This window comes from Paenibacillus sp. JT22N15, assembly GCF_059383755.1.
Genome location: NZ_JBXENV010000001.1, coordinates 771,609 through 787,521, shown reverse-complemented (window position 1 = coordinate 787,521; position 15,913 = coordinate 771,609). Strand labels below are relative to the sequence as shown.

16 protein-coding genes are annotated in these 15,913 nt (G+C 49.5%); 14 read left to right on the top strand and 2 right to left on the bottom strand.

What is annotated here, in order from left to right:
• Positions 1 to 200 precede the first annotated feature (200 nt).
• From AC50X8_RS03470 to AC50X8_RS03415, 12 genes are all read left to right on the top strand, one after another.
• The gene (locus tag AC50X8_RS03470) at positions 201 to 899 is read left to right on the top strand and encodes a response regulator transcription factor (protein WP_494857699.1); all 699 of its coding nucleotides are present in this window, start codon (positions 201 to 203) and stop codon (positions 897 to 899) included.
• A 20-nt stretch (positions 900 to 919) separates the two neighbouring features.
• A complete protein-coding gene (locus AC50X8_RS03465) occupies positions 920 to 2,299 on the top strand; it encodes a sensor histidine kinase (protein ID WP_494878606.1) in 1,380 nt (459 codons plus the stop codon).
• Between the two features lie 103 nt (positions 2,300 to 2,402).
• Complete coding sequence (locus AC50X8_RS03460) at positions 2,403 to 3,059, top strand: hypothetical protein (protein ID WP_494878604.1); 657 nt, start codon at positions 2,403 to 2,405, stop codon at positions 3,057 to 3,059.
• A gap of 176 nt (positions 3,060 to 3,235) precedes the next feature.
• Complete coding sequence (locus AC50X8_RS03455) at positions 3,236 to 4,126, top strand: LysR substrate-binding domain-containing protein (RefSeq protein ID WP_494878602.1); 891 nt, start codon at positions 3,236 to 3,238, stop codon at positions 4,124 to 4,126.
• A 200-nt stretch (positions 4,127 to 4,326) separates the two neighbouring features.
• Positions 4,327 to 5,187 (top strand): transporter substrate-binding domain-containing protein, encoded by an 861-nt coding sequence (locus AC50X8_RS03450; RefSeq protein ID WP_056043246.1) that lies wholly within the window; start codon positions 4,327 to 4,329, stop codon positions 5,185 to 5,187.
• Between the two features lie 48 nt (positions 5,188 to 5,235).
• On the top strand, positions 5,236 to 6,003 hold the full coding sequence (locus AC50X8_RS03445; RefSeq protein WP_056043249.1) for an amino acid ABC transporter permease: 768 nt from the start codon (positions 5,236 to 5,238) through the stop codon (positions 6,001 to 6,003).
• Between the two features lie 5 nt (positions 6,004 to 6,008).
• Positions 6,009 to 6,719 carry an amino acid ABC transporter permease gene (locus tag AC50X8_RS03440; protein ID WP_056043252.1) on the top strand — a complete coding sequence of 237 codons (711 nt, stop codon included), beginning with the start codon at positions 6,009 to 6,011 and terminating at the stop codon, positions 6,717 to 6,719.
• The gene (locus tag AC50X8_RS03435; RefSeq protein WP_099519254.1) at positions 6,716 to 7,468 is read left to right on the top strand and encodes an amino acid ABC transporter ATP-binding protein; all 753 of its coding nucleotides are present in this window, start codon (positions 6,716 to 6,718) and stop codon (positions 7,466 to 7,468) included. Before AC50X8_RS03440 ends, AC50X8_RS03435 begins: the two co-directional genes overlap by 4 nt.
• A gap of 40 nt (positions 7,469 to 7,508) precedes the next feature.
• Positions 7,509 to 8,525: an LLM class flavin-dependent oxidoreductase gene (locus tag AC50X8_RS03430; RefSeq protein ID WP_494857706.1), complete on the top strand. Its 1,017-nt coding sequence runs from the start codon at positions 7,509 to 7,511 to the stop codon at positions 8,523 to 8,525.
• Positions 8,526 to 8,590: 65 nt separating this feature from the next.
• On the top strand, positions 8,591 to 9,766 hold the full coding sequence (locus tag AC50X8_RS03425) for an amidohydrolase (protein ID WP_494878600.1): 1,176 nt from the start codon (positions 8,591 to 8,593) through the stop codon (positions 9,764 to 9,766).
• Positions 9,767 to 9,875: 109 nt separating this feature from the next.
• Positions 9,876 to 10,409 carry a GNAT family N-acetyltransferase gene (locus AC50X8_RS03420; protein ID WP_235533347.1) on the top strand — a complete coding sequence of 178 codons (534 nt, stop codon included), beginning with the start codon at positions 9,876 to 9,878 and terminating at the stop codon, positions 10,407 to 10,409.
• Positions 10,410 to 10,431: 22 nt separating this feature from the next.
• A complete protein-coding gene (locus tag AC50X8_RS03415; protein ID WP_056043263.1) occupies positions 10,432 to 11,763 on the top strand; it encodes an LLM class flavin-dependent oxidoreductase in 1,332 nt (443 codons plus the stop codon).
• A gap of 236 nt (positions 11,764 to 11,999) precedes the next feature.
• Here the strand turns inward: AC50X8_RS03415 and AC50X8_RS03410 are convergent, their stop codons facing one another.
• Both AC50X8_RS03410 and AC50X8_RS03405 read right to left on the bottom strand, forming a co-directional pair.
• Positions 12,000 to 12,182 (bottom strand): hypothetical protein, encoded by a 183-nt coding sequence (locus AC50X8_RS03410; RefSeq protein ID WP_494878598.1) that lies wholly within the window; start codon positions 12,180 to 12,182, stop codon positions 12,000 to 12,002.
• Positions 12,183 to 12,213: 31 nt separating this feature from the next.
• A complete protein-coding gene (locus AC50X8_RS03405) occupies positions 12,214 to 13,011 on the bottom strand; it encodes a hypothetical protein (RefSeq protein WP_494878596.1) in 798 nt (265 codons plus the stop codon).
• Between the two features lie 283 nt (positions 13,012 to 13,294).
• On the opposite strand from AC50X8_RS03405, the gene AC50X8_RS03400 reads away from it, so the two are divergent.
• Both AC50X8_RS03400 and AC50X8_RS03395 read left to right on the top strand, forming a co-directional pair.
• Positions 13,295 to 15,106, top strand: coding sequence for a glycoside hydrolase family 2 protein (locus AC50X8_RS03400; protein ID WP_494878594.1), 1,812 nt, complete (start codon positions 13,295 to 13,297; stop codon positions 15,104 to 15,106).
• A gap of 159 nt (positions 15,107 to 15,265) precedes the next feature.
• Positions 15,266 to 15,421 (top strand): hypothetical protein, encoded by a 156-nt coding sequence (locus tag AC50X8_RS03395; RefSeq protein ID WP_155973636.1) that lies wholly within the window; start codon positions 15,266 to 15,268, stop codon positions 15,419 to 15,421.
• The last annotated feature ends 492 nt before the right edge of the window (positions 15,422 to 15,913 follow it).

Here is a 15,913-nt window from a genome sequence, read left to right as displayed (position 1 = left end):
CATCGAATCATGGTATACTCCATTGACGGACACCAGCGAGGTGTCCGTTTTTCTTGCATCCACAGAAAACTACCTAATTGTTCATGAATTTTGCACCTTGCTCTAAACTACTCTATAATAGCAGCCTGCGTTATTATGGATTTGCTAAACTATTATAAACCGGACTGTTTCCTAAATGTTTTTACAGGAGGAGGGATCAAGTGAGGAAAATTCTGGTGATCGATGATGAGGCGGCTATTAGAGACTTGGTCGAGCTTGTACTTCTACGGGAGAATTTTCAGGTGAAAACCGCAGAGAATGGCCGGATTGGCCTTCAAGAGCTGGATGCGTTCCAGCCGGATTTGGTGCTATTGGATTTGATGCTGCCGGACTATTCCGGTTATGATCTATGCAAAGAGATTACGAAGAAGCAAGTGGTTCCAGTTATTATGTTATCCGCCAAAAATGAAACCATTGATAAAGTATTGGGGCTTGAGCTTGGAGCAGAGGATTACATGACCAAGCCTTTCGATAACCGCGAACTCATTGCCCGTATTAAAGTGGTGCTAAGACGATATGAACCTAACCCTATGAACAAACCGAATGAAGAACAACCAATCAATTACGGGGAACTGGCGTTTAATCTGGAGACCCGAGTCGTGCTGAAGAATGGTGAGCCGATTTCTCTGACGGCCAAAGAATTCAAAATTCTAGAGACATTATTGAGAAGGCCCAATAAAATTTACACAAGAGATGAGCTTCTGGAAATCGTATGGGGATACGATTATTTGGGTGACAGCCGCAGCGTAGATATGACAATCATGAGGCTCAGAAGAAAGCTGGAGGACGATGCCGAAAAGCCGAAATATGTAAAGACGGTCTATGGATTCGGCTATCAGCTTGGCGGTGATTCCGCCTGAAATATGCAACCCGGCTCTTGTTGAATTATTTATTTTTCTCTATATTATCCTTTGCCGTCATCATTATATCGGTGGATAAAGCGATTGATTATTATAGCTTCGTAACCATTGAGAAGCAAATGATTGAAAAGGCTGATTTGAGCGAACTGTCATTCCGGGAAATACTCGCTAAATATGATGAAGAACCGTCAGATCAGGGGCAAACCCCAGACGTATTCAGAACGGCTCTGGAAACGTTAAAGGCTACGGGCAAGGAAGTGCGGATTTATGACAGCCAGTTGAATCTTTTGGGACACGCGGAGAATGGCATTATCGTCAACGACGGGACGCCTGTCATTTTCAAGAAAAATATAGAAAGTGCGCTGCAAGGAAATTATTCGTATTCGGTTACTGAAGATAAAAGGCTCTATTTCTCAATTCCCATTCAGGATAAATATTATCAAAATGTGTTTGTGTTCGAGTTTGTGGAAGACCTCTCTTATTTTTACGATATTATGAATCGAATCCGTTCCATCTTATTTATGGGCGCAGGCGGATTCCTAATTTTGATGACGTTCTCAAGCCTATATATTGCCCGTACAACGACCAAACCGATTAAATATCTGCTGGCGGCTACAGAACAATTCTCCAAGCAGCAATTTGAGCAAGTCCATCTGAACAGAAAAGATGAGCTGGGAATGCTTGCGGCAGGATTGAACCAGATGGGCATTCAACTGAACGATTATATTCAATATCAGAAGCAGTTTGTCTCTAACGTATCTCATGAGCTGAAAACACCGCTCGCCGCAATCCGGGGATTTTCCCAGTATTTATATGAGGGAGAGAATGAGGACAAAGATTTGCAGAAGATCTATTACCATCTTGTCAATGAATCGGAACGGCTCACCGCGCTCATCAATGAGTTGTTAATGTTGGCCAGATTCGACAAAGCTGGCCCCAAAGAGATAGGTATCGAAAAAATAAATATATCGGATCTGACGGAGCGAGTGGTTGCCGACCTGAGACCCAGAGCGGAGCAGAAACGAATGACAGTGGAAGTAAAGCTGGCTAAAGCGGCTTTTGTATATGCCAATACGATATTGCTATCACATGCCATTGCGAATATTCTCGATAACGCCATCAAGTATTCGAATACCGACACTCATATCCGGGTAGAGACCTTCATCCGGCAGCAGGAAGCGGTCGTCCAAATCACTGACCAGGGAATTGGGATTTTCATGGAGGATATAGCACGGGTTCAGGAAAGATTCTACCGGGCGGAAAATACCAATGTGGCCAAGGGTTCAGGGTTAGGACTGTCCATTTGCAAGGAAATTGCCGAAAAGTTCGGCGGATATATCGTTATTGAGAGCAAAGTGAGTGTTGGAACCACCGTGTCCATCGTTCTGCCTTCGTTGTGAAAGGTGAAGTTACAAGAATGTTACAAGACTGCTATGACAATACTAAATGGTTTTCCTATAATGACCTCATAAGACGTAGACAATAACTCTTGGAGGGATAATGATGAAAAAAATGAAGAAATCAGCAACCATAGCGTTGACAACGGTATTGGCAATGACACTACTGGCAGCATGCCAGGAGAACCAGGCGGGGACTACTGCCGTCGACCCAGCTTCTCCGGCAGCAAGTGAAGCATCCGGCTCCAATTCGAAGGTTATTAAGGAAGGCACCATTAAGAAAGAAGGCAATGTGGTTCTGAAAGAGCTGTCTTTTGTGCATAATGACCATACCATTGCCCTCTCTGACATCGTAGACGATGCTAAGCTTGAAGGCATGCTGGGCAAAGCCACAGCGATCAAGTCCCACACCTATGCCGCGGGAGATGGCACGAATATGGATAACCTGATTGGATTCACGGAGAAACAGTACACCTATCCAGGCGTTGTCATTAAAACTATTGATTCAGCGGAAGGGAAGCAGTTCAAGATTTTCAATATCAAGATAACCGATTCTAATTATACGACGGTCCGCAATATCAAAGTCGGCGACAGTATCGAGAAGCTGCAAGAAGCCTATCCCGAAGGGAACCTGCTTGGAGGAGAGGTGTCCGATGAAGAGGATGATTACCGCTATTCGCCGGCCAACTATGTGGATGTCATGAATTTCCATATCGTAAATAAGAAAGTCGAGAGCATTCAAATCTCCTCCCTACTGGACTAACGTATGGTCCCCATAGATTGGCCATTTAAAATGGTCCAGCTGTGGGGGCTTTTTTTCTGTACCTAATTTTTTCTCCTTCGCCCATTGACACCTAGGTAGATGTGGATTACCATTATCACAACATAATTCCAAGTTAACAAGTTGGTTAAGTTGTATTTTGCGAGGAGGCTCTTCCGGTGAATATCGAAAATATAGAAGCATTCGTCTATGTCATTTATTACGGCAGCTTCAATAAGGCAGCGGAAAGCCTGTTTCTTTCCCAGCCGTCCGTAACGGCGAGAATTCAGTCGCTGGAGCGGGAGCTTGATTGCAAGCTATTTGACCGGATGGGCAAGCAAATTCAATTGACCGAGGAAGGCAAGCGATTCCTTCCTTACGCTCAGCAAATTTTGCAGACGCTGGAAAAGGGGCGCAAGCAGCTGCATCAGAAGCAGGAGATGCCCGCCCAGCTGAGAATTGGCTGTACCGTGTCGACGGCGAACTATTTGGTGCCGAGGCTGCTGCCAGCGCTGAAGGAGAAGCATCCCGGCATTCGCTTCAAGACGGTGACTGCCAAGACGGATGATATTGTGGAGATGGTGCTGAACAAAGAGGTCGATATCGGCTTTGTCCGTCAAACGACTCATCCCGGCTTGCGCTCGGTTAAGCTGCTGGATGATGCGATTCGGCTGCATGTGTATGAAGGCCACCCCTTTCTGAAGGAGAAGCAAATTACGCTGAGGGCGATAGGCAACCAGCCGCTTGTGTTTTTTGAATGTGGGGCGCTTGACTGGGTAAGGCTGCAGCGGGTTTTTGAGTCGCTCAATGAACCGCCGGAAATGTCCTGCCACACAGATAATTTGGAAACCGCGAAGCGGCTCGTGCTGCAAAAGCTGGGGATCTGCTTCCTGCCAAGTCTGTCTGCCTATGACGAGGTTCAGGCAGGACAGCTTTTTCCGATTACGATTCCGGAGGTGGATGGCTTGTCGCTTGATACGAACCTGATTATGCTGAACGGCGAGAGCAGCCCTTTTTTCGATAGCTTGGTGAAGCTTGTCAAAGCGCTGCCTTTCGTCAGCCGGGCCTAAAACAAGCGAATGCAACAATAGGAACAGCTGCCCAGAGGCAGACCTATCGAATGTTTAGATAAGAGAATAGAAAAACCCTATTATCCGGGGCATTGACGGTTTGATGAGCGGATGATAAATTAGTGACAGAACAATTCTTACTTAGTAGGTAGGAATTATAGGTATTATAAAAATGATCATGACATGGGGGAACGATTTTTATGAAAAAAAGAACTTTTTTAGCTACGCTGCTTGTTTTGTCCTTTACGCTGACGGCGTGCGGAGCTGCAAATAATGGCACGAAAGAAACGGCGGACAGCGGTGCGGGAGCAAGCGCGAGCCCAGCTCAGGAAGTGAAGAAAATTATTGTCGGCACGGGCACCCAGTTTCCGAATGTATGCTTTATCGATGAGGATGGCAAGCTGACAGGCTTCGACGTTGAGCTCGTTAGAGAGCTGGATAAACGCCTGCCGGAATATGAGTTTGAATTCCAAACGCAAGAATTTTCCAGCTTGCTGCTAAGCCTGGAGACGAAAAAAATCGATTTTGTCGCTCACCAAATGGAGAAAAATCCAGAGCGTGAAGCTAAATTCCTTTTTAATAAAGAGCCGTACAGCATTTTCCTTTCGAAAATAGCGGTGTATAGAGACAACACAACGATTAATTCGATCGACGATCTGACAGGCAAAAAAATATTTACATCGCCAACGAGCAACCAGGCCTTTTTCCTAGAGCAATACAACAAGGAGCATAACAATCCTTATGAAATTGTTTACTCCAGCGGCGCAGCCAATGACCGTATTGCTTTGCTCAAAAGCGGACGCGTAGATGCAACGCTCGCTACCGATTTCTCGCTTCCTTTCTACCCTGATACGGATGGCAATCCTGCGATGAAGACGGTAGGCGACCCGCTTATTCAATCCGATGTGCTGTTCGTGCTCCGCAAAGACAGCCAGGAGCTGGCTGACAAACTGGATGCCGCAATTAAAGAGGTTAAAGCTGACGGAACGCTTTCGAAGCTGAGCATCGAGTGGCTTGGCGAAGATTATACAAAACCGCTTGATGAAGTTGTAAAAAAATAAATGGTGCTACTAACTTGCTGGTCAAGGGTGTAAGACGGAGGGAAACATATGGGCAGAAAATTTGATATTCATTACTTGCTGGATTTCTTACCCAAATTGCTGTCTTACCTGCATATTACCTTGTTTATTGTGGCTGCATCCATTTTGCTGGGGCTCGTCGTTGGTTTTATCATCGCGCTGCCCCGGCTCTACAAAATTCCCGTATTGCAGCGTGCTTCGCAGGTATATGTATCCTTTTTCCGTGGAACGCCGATATTGATTCAGCTCTTTCTCATTTATTACGGCCTCCCGGAATTGCTCAAGCTCGTTCATATTGATGTATCGCGGGCCAATGTGCTCGTTTTCGTTATTTTGGCTTATGCTCTCCACAGTGGCGCTTTTATATCCGAGGCGATTCGGGCAGCGGTCAATGGGGTGGATCGTGGTCAGGTAGAGGCGGCTTATGCGATTGGCATGAGCGGCTATCAGGCGTTTACCCGTATTGTGCTGCCGCAGGCGCTGGCGATATCGATACCGATATTAGCGAATCTCGTCATCGGCAACTTGAAGGATACATCACTGGCATTCACGCTGGGAGCGATGGAAATGACAGGCAAGTCGCAGACGCTCGCCTCGGCGACCCAGCATTTTATTGAAACCTATATCGCTTTGTCGCTCATTTATTTTGTAATCAGCACTGCTTTGGAACGGACCTTCCATTATTTGGAGCGCAGGCTGCTGCGTCATGAGAAGCAAGTGGCTGAACCGGTTGTGCGTTATGGAAAAAGAAGGCTGTGGAAGCGGACGCTCATTACGCGCTTGGAGAAAGGAGGCTGAGCTTGATGTCACTAGACCCCGGATTTATATGGACGGCCTTTCTCAGCTTGTTCAAGGCGCTGCCGAATACGCTTTATATTACGATCGTCTCCGTGCTCGTCGGTTTCATTATTGGTACTGCTGTTGCCCTCATTCGGATTTATCGGATTCCCGTCTTATATCCGCTGGCTAGCGCTTATGTGCTATTCATTCGCGGCACGCCGATGCTTATGCATTTGCTGCTGATCTATTTCGGCCTTCCGATCATCATCGATGGGTTGGCTAGCGCACTGGGACTTGGCTTTAATTCAACGGTCATTCCGTTAATCGGCTTTGCTTATATTTCTTTCTCGATTACAGCAGGCGCCTACATGTCGGAGGTTGTGCGCGCAGGCATTCTTGCTGTGAACCGCGGACAGATGGAGGCTGCCTATTCCATTGGGATGACGACGCCGCAGGCACTGCGCCGCATCGTACTACCGCAGGCGCTCGCCGTCTGCCTGCCGAATTTATCCAACAATTTGATCGGCATGCTGCACGGTTCAACGCTTGCTTTTACCGTATCTGTCGTTGAAATCAACGCCCAGGCGCAAATTGTCGCGGCGACCAATTGGAAGTTTCTTGAGGCCTACATTGCAGCTGCGGTGCTGTTCTGGGGCATGACGATCTTAATCGAGCAGGCGACAGCTTGGCTGGAGCGGAGAATTAATAAATACAATCGAGGTGGCGTAGCATGATTGAACTGAAGCAAATTTCCAAGTCGTTCGGGAAAAATCAGGTGCTTCAATCCATCGATTTGACGGTGGAAAAAGGCGAGGTCGTTGTTATTTTGGGCCCAAGCGGTTCAGGTAAAACAACCTTGCTGCGCTGCATCAATTATTTGGAGAAGCCCGATAATGGGCAAATCCGCATTGGCGAATTCGAGCTGGACTTCAAGGCAGCAGGGAAAAAAGATATTCACAACCTGCGCCAGCGCTCCGCAATGGTGTTCCAGCATTACAATTTATTCAAGCATAAGACGGCGCTGGAAAATGTAATGGAAGGGCTGCTCATTGTGCAGAAGCTGCCCAAAGATGAAGCAAGGCGGCGCAGCACGCAAATGCTCGAAAAGGTAGGGCTTGCGGCGAAGCTTGACGCCTACCCAAGCGAGCTGTCCGGCGGGCAGCAGCAGCGGGTAGGCATCGCCCGGGCGCTTGCGCTGAACCCGGAAGTGATTTTGTTCGATGAGCCGACGTCGGCGCTTGACCCGGAGCTTGTGGGCGAGGTGCTTGACGTCATTCGCAAAATCGCTGGAGAAGGCATTACGATGATCGTCGTCACGCATGAAATGGGCTTCGCCCGCGATGTCGCAAACCATGTCGTCTTTATGGATGGCGGCGTCATCGTCGAGGAAGGCAAGCCGAGTGAGCTATTTGGCAAGCCGAAGGAAGAGAGAACGAAGCAGTTTCTGAAGCGTATCGCGCCGGAACCTAGCTACAGCATATAAACGAGCGTTACGAGGCAATCGACGATGGGAGAGAATGAATATGGCGATTAAGCTTAGCATTTTAGACCAAAGCCCTGTTTTTCCAGGGAGCACCCCGGCAGAGGCTTTTCAAAATACACTTACACTGGTGAAAAAGGCGGAGCAGCTCGGCTACAACCGCTTCTGGGTATCCGAGCATCATGATTCGGCGCAAGTTGCAGGCTCCTCCCCTGAGGTGCTGATCTCGTTTTTGCTTGCTCAAACAAAAAGCATTCGCATCGGCTCAGGCGGGATAATGCTGCAGCATTATAGCCCTTATAAAGTAGCGGAAAACTTTAATTTGCTGGCGACACTTGCTCCAGGACGCGTAGATTTGGGCATTGGCCGGGCGCCAGGCGGGCTGCCCCGTTCCACGCAGGCTTTGCAGAAAGGCATTTCACAGGAGCAGTCCTTGCAGGATAAGCTGGTGGAATTAGAGCATTTTGTGCAAAATACGCTGCCTGCGGATCATGCGCTTGCTGGCCTTCAGGCTTCTCCTGTGCCTGAGCAGCCGGCCGAGATTTTCGTGCTTGGCGCCAGTGTGGCTAGTGCGAAGCTGGCAGCGGAAGCGGGTTATCCGTATGTGTTTGCCCAATTTATTAATAGCGATGCGGCTGTTGCGGAAGAGGCGCTAACTGCCTATCATGCGGAGTTCCGCTCGGATAAAGGCAAGCAGCCGCAGGCGATTTTGGCGTTGTCGCTCATTGCTGCAAATACCGATGAGGAAGCCGCGCATCTGGCCTCTGACCATAAAAACGTCAAAATTCATTTGGAAAACGGTAAGACGCTGACGGTCGGAACCGTCGAACAGGCGGAAGAATTCGGCAGGCAATCGGGCCAGACCTATACCGTTGAAGTGAAGGAAGCGGAAATTACGAAAGGCTCGAAGGAGACCGTTCGGAGGCGGCTGCTGGAATGGCAGCAGAAGCATCACGTTAATGAATTTATCGTCACGACAGCGGTGAAGGATTTTGAAGCTAGAATTCGTTCCTATGAGCTGTTATCTGAGGCATTCGCTGAGCTTGCTGTAGAAAGCTAGAAAGATGAATAGCAGGGCAGGCAGCATGAATAGGCTGGAGTAAAAGGCGAAGGGAGGTCTTTAGCATGGCAGATACACAGGCGGCTGAGAGGACGCAGCAGCTAGGCGCAAAGCTAATTGAAATACGGCGCCAGCTTCACCAGCATCCCGAATTATCAAATGAAGAGTTTGCTACGACGAAGGCCATTCAACAATGGCTCACGGAAGCGGGCATTCGCGTCGTCGATTATGGACTGAAAACGGGTGTAGTTGCCGAAGTAGGCGGCAAACGCAGCGGGCCTGTACTTGCTTTGCGGGCCGATATTGACGCGCTGCCGATTCAAGAGGAAACGGGACTGCCCTATGCATCGCAGGCCGCTGGGAAAATGCATGCTTGCGGGCATGATTATCATACCGCTTCGCTCATCGGTGCAGCCTTGCTGCTGAAGCAGCGCGAGGAGACGCTGGCGGGAACGGTGCGCCTTATTTTTCAGCCGTCGGAGGAAAAGGCGACGGGAGCGCAGGCGGTCATTGCAAGCGGCGCGCTTGAAGGTGTGGGGGCGATTTATGGGATTCATAATAAGCCGGATTTGCCCGTCGGCACGGTTGGGATTAAGCCGGGACCGATAATGGCAGCAGCCGATGGCTTTGTTGTTGAGGTGACAGGCAAGGGCAGTCATGCCGCTGTGCCAGAGGCAAGCATCGATCCGATTGTGACGGCGGCGCATATTGTGACGGCACTGCAATCGATCGTCAGCCGCAATGTCAGCCCGCTGCTCAGCGCGGTCATTAGCGTGACGCGCATTCAAAGCGGCACTGCCTGGAATGTCATAGCGGAAAAGGCCGTCTTCGACGGGACGATTCGCACCTTTGACGAGCAGGTGAGGCAGCATGTGCTGGAGCGCTTTAAGCAGGTGGCGGAAAATGTAGCGGCAGCGTTCGGCGCAACTGCGGCGGTACGCTGGATTAAAGGGCCGCCAGCGGTTCAAAATGACACTGCTTTAGTAGAAGCCGCAATCGCAGCAGCCCACGATACGAAGCTGAATGTTGTAGAGCCGCTTCCGTCTTCTGCGGGCGAGGACTTCGCTTTTTATCAGAAGCAAGTGCCGGGATTGTTTTTCTTCATGGGAACAGCGGGCCCGCAGGAATGGCATCATCCGGCCTTCGATATTGATGAGCAGGCGCTGCCGCTGACTGCTGCGTATTTTGCCAATCTCGCAAGCCGTTATTTGGAATCGTTCGGCGAAGCGAATGAACAATAAACGTACGGAATAACTCAGGAGCGAGTAGACGTCGCCTTATAGATGTAGCGGTCAAAGCTCTTTTTTAACCTATAATTCCGATAAAAATCATGCGAAAGGTGTGTATAGTGTGGCGAAAATCAAAGTTGAAGTTCGGGATGCGGTAGCGGAAGACCGCGAGGCGATTTTGCGTATCGTCGTAGCTGCTTATTCGCAGTACGAGGCTGTTATGTCACCAGATCGCTGGCTAGATTATAAGGCGTCTATTATTGAATCGGTTGATAAGGAAGGTCCTCAGGCGCGCATTATTGCGGAGGTTAATGGGGAAATCGTCGGCAGCGTGCTGCTGTTCACTTCTTCGGCTATCGCCTATGGGCGTCCAGAGCTGGAAATTGAGTCGCCGATTATCCGTTTGCTTGGGGTAGCGCCGGAGGCCCGAGGGCTTGGCGTTGCGACTGAGCTGATCAAGGAAAGCATTCGCCGCTCGCTCGCACTAGGAGCTTCCACGCTGCATTTGCACACCTCGGATTTAATGGCATCGGCGATCAAGCTTTATGAGAAGCTTGGCTTTGAACGGGCGAAGGACAAGGAAATGTACAATGGCGATGTTTTGGTGAAATGCTACAAGCTGCAGCTTCAGGAAACGGCATTATTGTCTTCATAAAAATCCGGAGGAGGAATCGGTTATGGCTAAGCGTAAAAAAATCAAATTAGGTGCGATTGTACATGGGGTTGGCGGTCACGTTGGGGCTTGGAGACATCAGGATGCGGTGACGGATGCTAGCGTTAATTTTGAATTTTACAAGCAGCAGGCACAGAAGGCGGAAGCAGGCAAGTTCGATCTTGTATTTATTGCCGATGGACTCTATATTACCGAGCATTCGCTGCCTCATTTCTTGAATCGCTTTGAGCCGCTGACGATTCTTTCCGCGCTCGCGGCGGTCACGTCGAAGATCGGCTTGGTCGGCACACTGTCGACGTCCTACAGCGAGCCGTTCACCGTAGCGCGGCAGTTTGCTTCGCTCGATCATATTAGCGGCGGGCGCGGCGGCTGGAATGTCGTAACCTCTCCGCTTGAAGGCTCGGCGAAAAACTACAGCAAAGCGGATCATCCGACGCATCCGCAGCGCTACCGCATTGCCGAGGAATATTTGGAGGTAACACGCGGCCTCTGGGATTCGTGGGAAGATGATGCTTTTGTGCGGAATAAGGAGTCGGGCGTATTTTTTGATCCGGAGAAGCTGCATCGTCTGAATCATAAAGGCGAGTTTTTCTCCGTTCAGGGGCCGCTTAATATCGCCCGCTCGAAGCAGGGCCATCCGGTTGTATTTCAAGCGGGGTCCTCGGAGGATGGACGCAATTTGGCAGCGAAAAGCGCCGATGCTGTATTTACGGGGCATGAATCGTTGGAGGAAGCAAAAGCCTTTTATCTCGATGTGAAAACTAGAGCGGCAGCGTACGGTCGGTCGGCCGATGAAATTGGCATTTTCCCTGGCATTTCTCCGATTATCGGACGCACACAGGAAGAAGCAGATCGCAAATACGAGGAGCTTGCAAGTCTCGTATCGATTGATAAGGCGCTGCAATTTTTGGGCCGGTTTTTCGAGCATTTCGACTTCTCGCAATTTCCGCTCGATGAGCCGTTCCCGGACATTGGCGATCTCGGCAGCAACAGCTTCCGCAGCGGCACAGACAAAATCAAGAGCAAAGCTCGGGAGCACGGCTTGACGCTGCGCCAAGTCGCGCTCAGCGCAGCAACGCCGCGCACCGACTTTATCGGTACGCCGGAGAAAATCGCTGATTTAATTCAGCGCTGGCATGAGGAAGAGGGCGCCGATGGCTTCATTATCCATTCCTCCGTGCCTAAAGGGCTGGATGACTTCGTTGATCTAGTCGTGCCGATTTTGCAGGAGCGGGGCATCTACCGGACGGAGTATGAGCATGATACGCTGCGTGGCAACCTAGAGCTACCGATTCCTGAAAATCGTTATGCCGCAAAGGCACTAAGCGAAGCTTAAAACCGCATTTATGAGCAGTTGACAGGACAAGAAAGAATAGTAAAAGCGTTTGTATTATACACGAGTACCCGCATGCTGGACATTTTAGAAGTGTTCACTGTACGGGGACTCGTGTATTTGCTATTTACACTCATTCCTTCAACGATCCCCGGTATGACTTCCGTTCACTAGAGGATCATTTGGTTAAGCATGTGTGGGCCTTGCCGTTCAATGCAGGCTTATGCCTGATTCATTTATTATGAGCTGAACTTGCTTAGCTGGGTTTGGAGGTCTTGGATCAATTGCTGTCTATAATCCGCACGAAGATCAATCTCCGTAGTAGAATCGCCTGACCACTCATCGGCATCCAGATCTACATCCGCATCAGCAGCTATTTGCCATGCAAAGGGAGGCAGCACACCGCTCAGCGATCTAAGCATGGGAGGCAATCCAACGCTTGCTTCCGTGATTTCACTTGCAGCTTGCTTTAATTAACTCAGACCTGTCTGGAAGCGGTGGCGGCTCTGGGCGATTGCTTTCCAATAGTTCCGTAATCGTATCAAGCAGATTCAAAATCTCCTCATCCGTAGCGCTAGATATATCCACTTCAGACACGGCATTTTTAATAGCGGTGAACAATATACCATCTGTATGATCATTGCTATTTTCGTCGTCCTCATTCTCATCGGTTAGATCGATATTCCCAAGCTGAGTTTGTAAATCCGTCAGCAAGGAGCGGATTTGCTCGGTCGTCAGCTCTTTCGCTGAAAAAGCTTCCTCAGAAGGGGCAGGCGGAGGCCCCTGTGGAGGAGCCGGCCTATTAGCATTCATGGTTTGCTTCATTTCGTCGAACAAATTCGTAATTTCCTCATCGGTAGCTGTGGACAGGTCGATGCCGGACAACGCATCATTCATCAGTCCTAATGGGCCGCCGTCTGTATCCGTCCCGAGTGTCGAACCATCATCGCCCTGTTGGAAGGCAAGAGATGCATGCAACTGCCACTGCAAATGGACCAGAATGGATTTTTTCTGTTCAGTCGTTAACTCGCTTACGCTGGAGTCTGGGCTGTATATTTCTGTTGTACGGGCATATTGCTGCTGATAACCGCTCATATAACCCAGCATTTCTTGGCTGAGCTGCAGGGAGTCGGCTGATTTCTTTTTATCATCGCTTTGAAGGTGGGATTGCTTGGCTGCTGTGCTGGATTGATCAAGCAACGATGGCTGCTGCAACGAATTTTTATAATACGTATTAATGGATACAGACATATTCCATTCTCCTTTATCATTATCACTGCCGGCAGGCCCACGATTTACGTATCGGCTAGAAAGCTGAATAGAAGCTGAAGCTCCGCTGAATGGCAGCTTAGCGTTTTAGAAAATAGCACGTTAGCTAGTCCCCTAGTTAAAGCAAGCACGCCTATTAAACGACCGTTTTTTGGAGAGGGAGACTGCTTTTTCTGTTAATGAGGCACCTTGCAAAAAACGGAAATAGTGATAAAATAGTAGCGTTTACAATAGGGGCGTTAAAGCCATATTGGGGAGGCAAAGCATGTCCAGATTATTTCAGACCAATACGATTCGAAAAGTAAGAGAGCTCGGCGGTATGTGGGATTTTGTTACGGTGCCGGATGGGGAAATTCAGCTGGAAGCATTGGAATATCGATATAAGCTAGCCGTTCCGGGCTGCTGGGAAACCCATCCGGAGCTGCTGACATACAGTGGCAGAGGCGTTTACCGCACGAAGGTGACCGTAGAAAAAAGGACGTCGCTTCGCCTTATTTTTAAAGGCGTCAGCCATACAGCTAATGTGTTTTTTGATGGGAAGCCGGTTGCCCGCCATTATAATGCATATACGGCATTCGATGCCGTCATTCGCGATGTTGAAGCGGGCACACATGAGCTTGCCGTGCTCGTGGATAATTCTTTTAGCGAAGCGTCGTCGCTCCACGTTCCAAACGATTATTATACATACGGCGGAATTATTCGTCCTGTCATGCTGGAGGAAATTCAGGAGCTGTTTGTTGAGCGCCTATCATTTACCCCATTGAAAGGGTTAACTGCAAAAACAGAAACAAAAACAAAGATAGGATCAGAAACAGGATCAGAAATGGAAATAGAATCCGAATCGGAAGCAGAGCAGCAAAGTGCTGGCAGCTGGCAGGCAGACATTCGCGCTTGCGTCCGTTATCCGGCGCTATCGAAGAAGCATACGCAGGTGCAGCTGACTGCTAAGCTGACGGCATTAATTGCAGGGCAGACGCTGGAGCTTGGCAGTGTAAGCTTGCAGCCGGGAGAGACGGTCACAGTAGGCGGCGTTTTCAGCATTGATCAGGTGCAGTCTTGGTCGCAGGAAAATCCGGCTTTGTATCTGCTGCAGGTTTTGCTGCAAATTGAAGGGCAAACGGCTCCTGTCGATGATTTGGTGGAACGCGTCGGCTTCCGTACGGTTACGACGGAGCGTGGACGCATTCAGCTGAACGGCGAGGATATCGTACTTCAAGGATTTAATCGCCATGAGGATCATCCGCTGACGGGGTCATCATTCCCGCTGCCGCTCATGGCACAGGATTTGCAGTTGATGCTGGATATGGGCGCTAATGCAGTGCGTACGAGCCATTATCCGAATGATGAGCGATTCCTCGATTTATGCGATGAGCACGGCGTGCTCGTATGGGAAGAAAATCATGCCCGCGGCTTGTCGATTGAGCAAATGCGCAATCCAAATTTTATTTGGCAGTGCGAGCAGGTTAATCGAGAGATGGTCGAGCAGCATTATAATCATCCCTCGATTGTCATTTGGGCAATTCTGAATGAATGCGCCAGCGACTTGGAGGAAGGACGCATTCACTACAAACGGCAGCTGGAGCAAATTCGGGCCATGGACAGCAGCAGGCCGCTAACGTTTGCCTCCCATCACCGCGAGAAGGAAATTTGCTTTGACCTGGCGGACATTGTGTCATGTAATTTGTATCCGGGCTGGTACGGCGATGAAGATCCAGGCGAGCTGTGCGATGCGGCGCGAGGCTGGGCCGATGCCGCAGGCGGTGCGGGCAAGCCGATGATTATGAGCGAGTTCGGCGGCGACGGCCATTATGGCTTGCGCGACCCGAACCGGGTACGCGGCACGGAGGAGCGCCAGGCGGATATTATAGAAGCGAATTTGCAGGCGTACACCTCTCGGGAGTACATGTCCGGCATGTTCATCTGGCAGTTTTGCGATTGCCGGGTAACCGAGGGCACGGGCTGGCTGCTCGCCCGCGCTGGTACGCAGAACAGCAAAGGCATTGTAGACCGCTATCGCAGGCCAAAGCTGGCGTATGAGGTTGTGAAGAAATATTTTCGCGGGAAAGCTAGCTTATAAGGCAAGAGAGACTAGTAAATGAAAGTGATTTAGCACAGGTATGGAGACATCCAGCTAAATAGGATCACCATTAAAGCGATGGAGTTAAACGGCGTGCTGCCGTTTGCTCCATCGTTTTTTTATGTGATTAGGGCGTGTATGTGAACGTAAGCGAGCCAGATGCTGATTGATTTTAGCGTCAAACGCATTCCCGCCGCAGTATCGCAACCGAATCCGGTATACTCCCTGCCCAATGATGGACTTGGCGGACACAGCAGCCGCTATTTCAACAAAATCACGGGTTATGGCACAGTCCGCGGACTCAGGAGCAGCTAATGCGCTGCCAACAGCCAATTTGACGGGATAATGAGGACGATAACGGATTTCCTGTCCGCTTACGGCCTGAAATCGGAGCAAAAGCCAGAATAGCGGAACCTCAGTCCGCCAAAAAAAGGGAGCGTTCCCGAACTGCGGGGTCTCAGCCACAGTGGTTTCAGTAATAGTAATCTCAGCAACGCACCTATCCGGCTGTCCCCAGCCTTAACTCGGTATACGAGGTTTGTCTTGAATAAGCAAGAAGTAAGCACTAAGTAAGCACTAAGTAAGCACTAAGTAAGCACTAAGTAAGCAGCAGGCCAACTCTGGTTTGCATACACATCCTAGTCAAATACTTAGTTTTAGTTAGGATGTTCAGCTTCCCTTTTTCAAGTTTTCACGCGAGTTTTAAGTGATTGTTAAGAGGGATTTATTATATTGGAGGTGTAATGGCGAAATTGTAGAGAACTTGATAACTTGAGATTTCAATTGGGCGTTTGAAGCTTTTCAGGC

Excerpts from the sequence above, each read along its gene's own strand:
- AC50X8_RS03460 (WP_494878604.1), top strand. The coding sequence starts at position 2,403 with ATGAAAAAAATGAAGAAATCAGCAACCATAGCGTTGACAACGGTATTG.
- AC50X8_RS03450 (WP_056043246.1), top strand. The coding sequence starts at position 4,327 with ATGAAAAAAAGAACTTTTTTAGCTACGCTGCTTGTTTTGTCCTTTACG.
- AC50X8_RS03445 (WP_056043249.1), top strand. The coding sequence starts at position 5,236 with ATGGGCAGAAAATTTGATATTCATTACTTGCTGGATTTCTTACCCAAA.
- AC50X8_RS03440 (WP_056043252.1), top strand. The coding sequence starts at position 6,009 with ATGTCACTAGACCCCGGATTTATATGGACGGCCTTTCTCAGCTTGTTC.
- AC50X8_RS03435 (WP_099519254.1), top strand. The coding sequence starts at position 6,716 with ATGATTGAACTGAAGCAAATTTCCAAGTCGTTCGGGAAAAATCAGGTG.
- AC50X8_RS03430 (WP_494857706.1), top strand. The coding sequence starts at position 7,509 with ATGGCGATTAAGCTTAGCATTTTAGACCAAAGCCCTGTTTTTCCAGGG.
- AC50X8_RS03425 (WP_494878600.1), top strand. The coding sequence starts at position 8,591 with ATGGCAGATACACAGGCGGCTGAGAGGACGCAGCAGCTAGGCGCAAAG.
- AC50X8_RS03415 (WP_056043263.1), top strand. The coding sequence starts at position 10,432 with ATGGCTAAGCGTAAAAAAATCAAATTAGGTGCGATTGTACATGGGGTT.
- AC50X8_RS03410 (WP_494878598.1), bottom strand. The coding sequence starts at position 12,182 with ATGCTTAGATCGCTGAGCGGTGTGCTGCCTCCCTTTGCATGGCAAATA.
- AC50X8_RS03405 (WP_494878596.1), bottom strand. The coding sequence starts at position 13,011 with ATGTCTGTATCCATTAATACGTATTATAAAAATTCGTTGCAGCAGCCA.
- AC50X8_RS03400 (WP_494878594.1), top strand. The coding sequence starts at position 13,295 with ATGTCCAGATTATTTCAGACCAATACGATTCGAAAAGTAAGAGAGCTC.
- AC50X8_RS03395 (WP_155973636.1), top strand. The coding sequence starts at position 15,266 with ATGCTGATTGATTTTAGCGTCAAACGCATTCCCGCCGCAGTATCGCAA.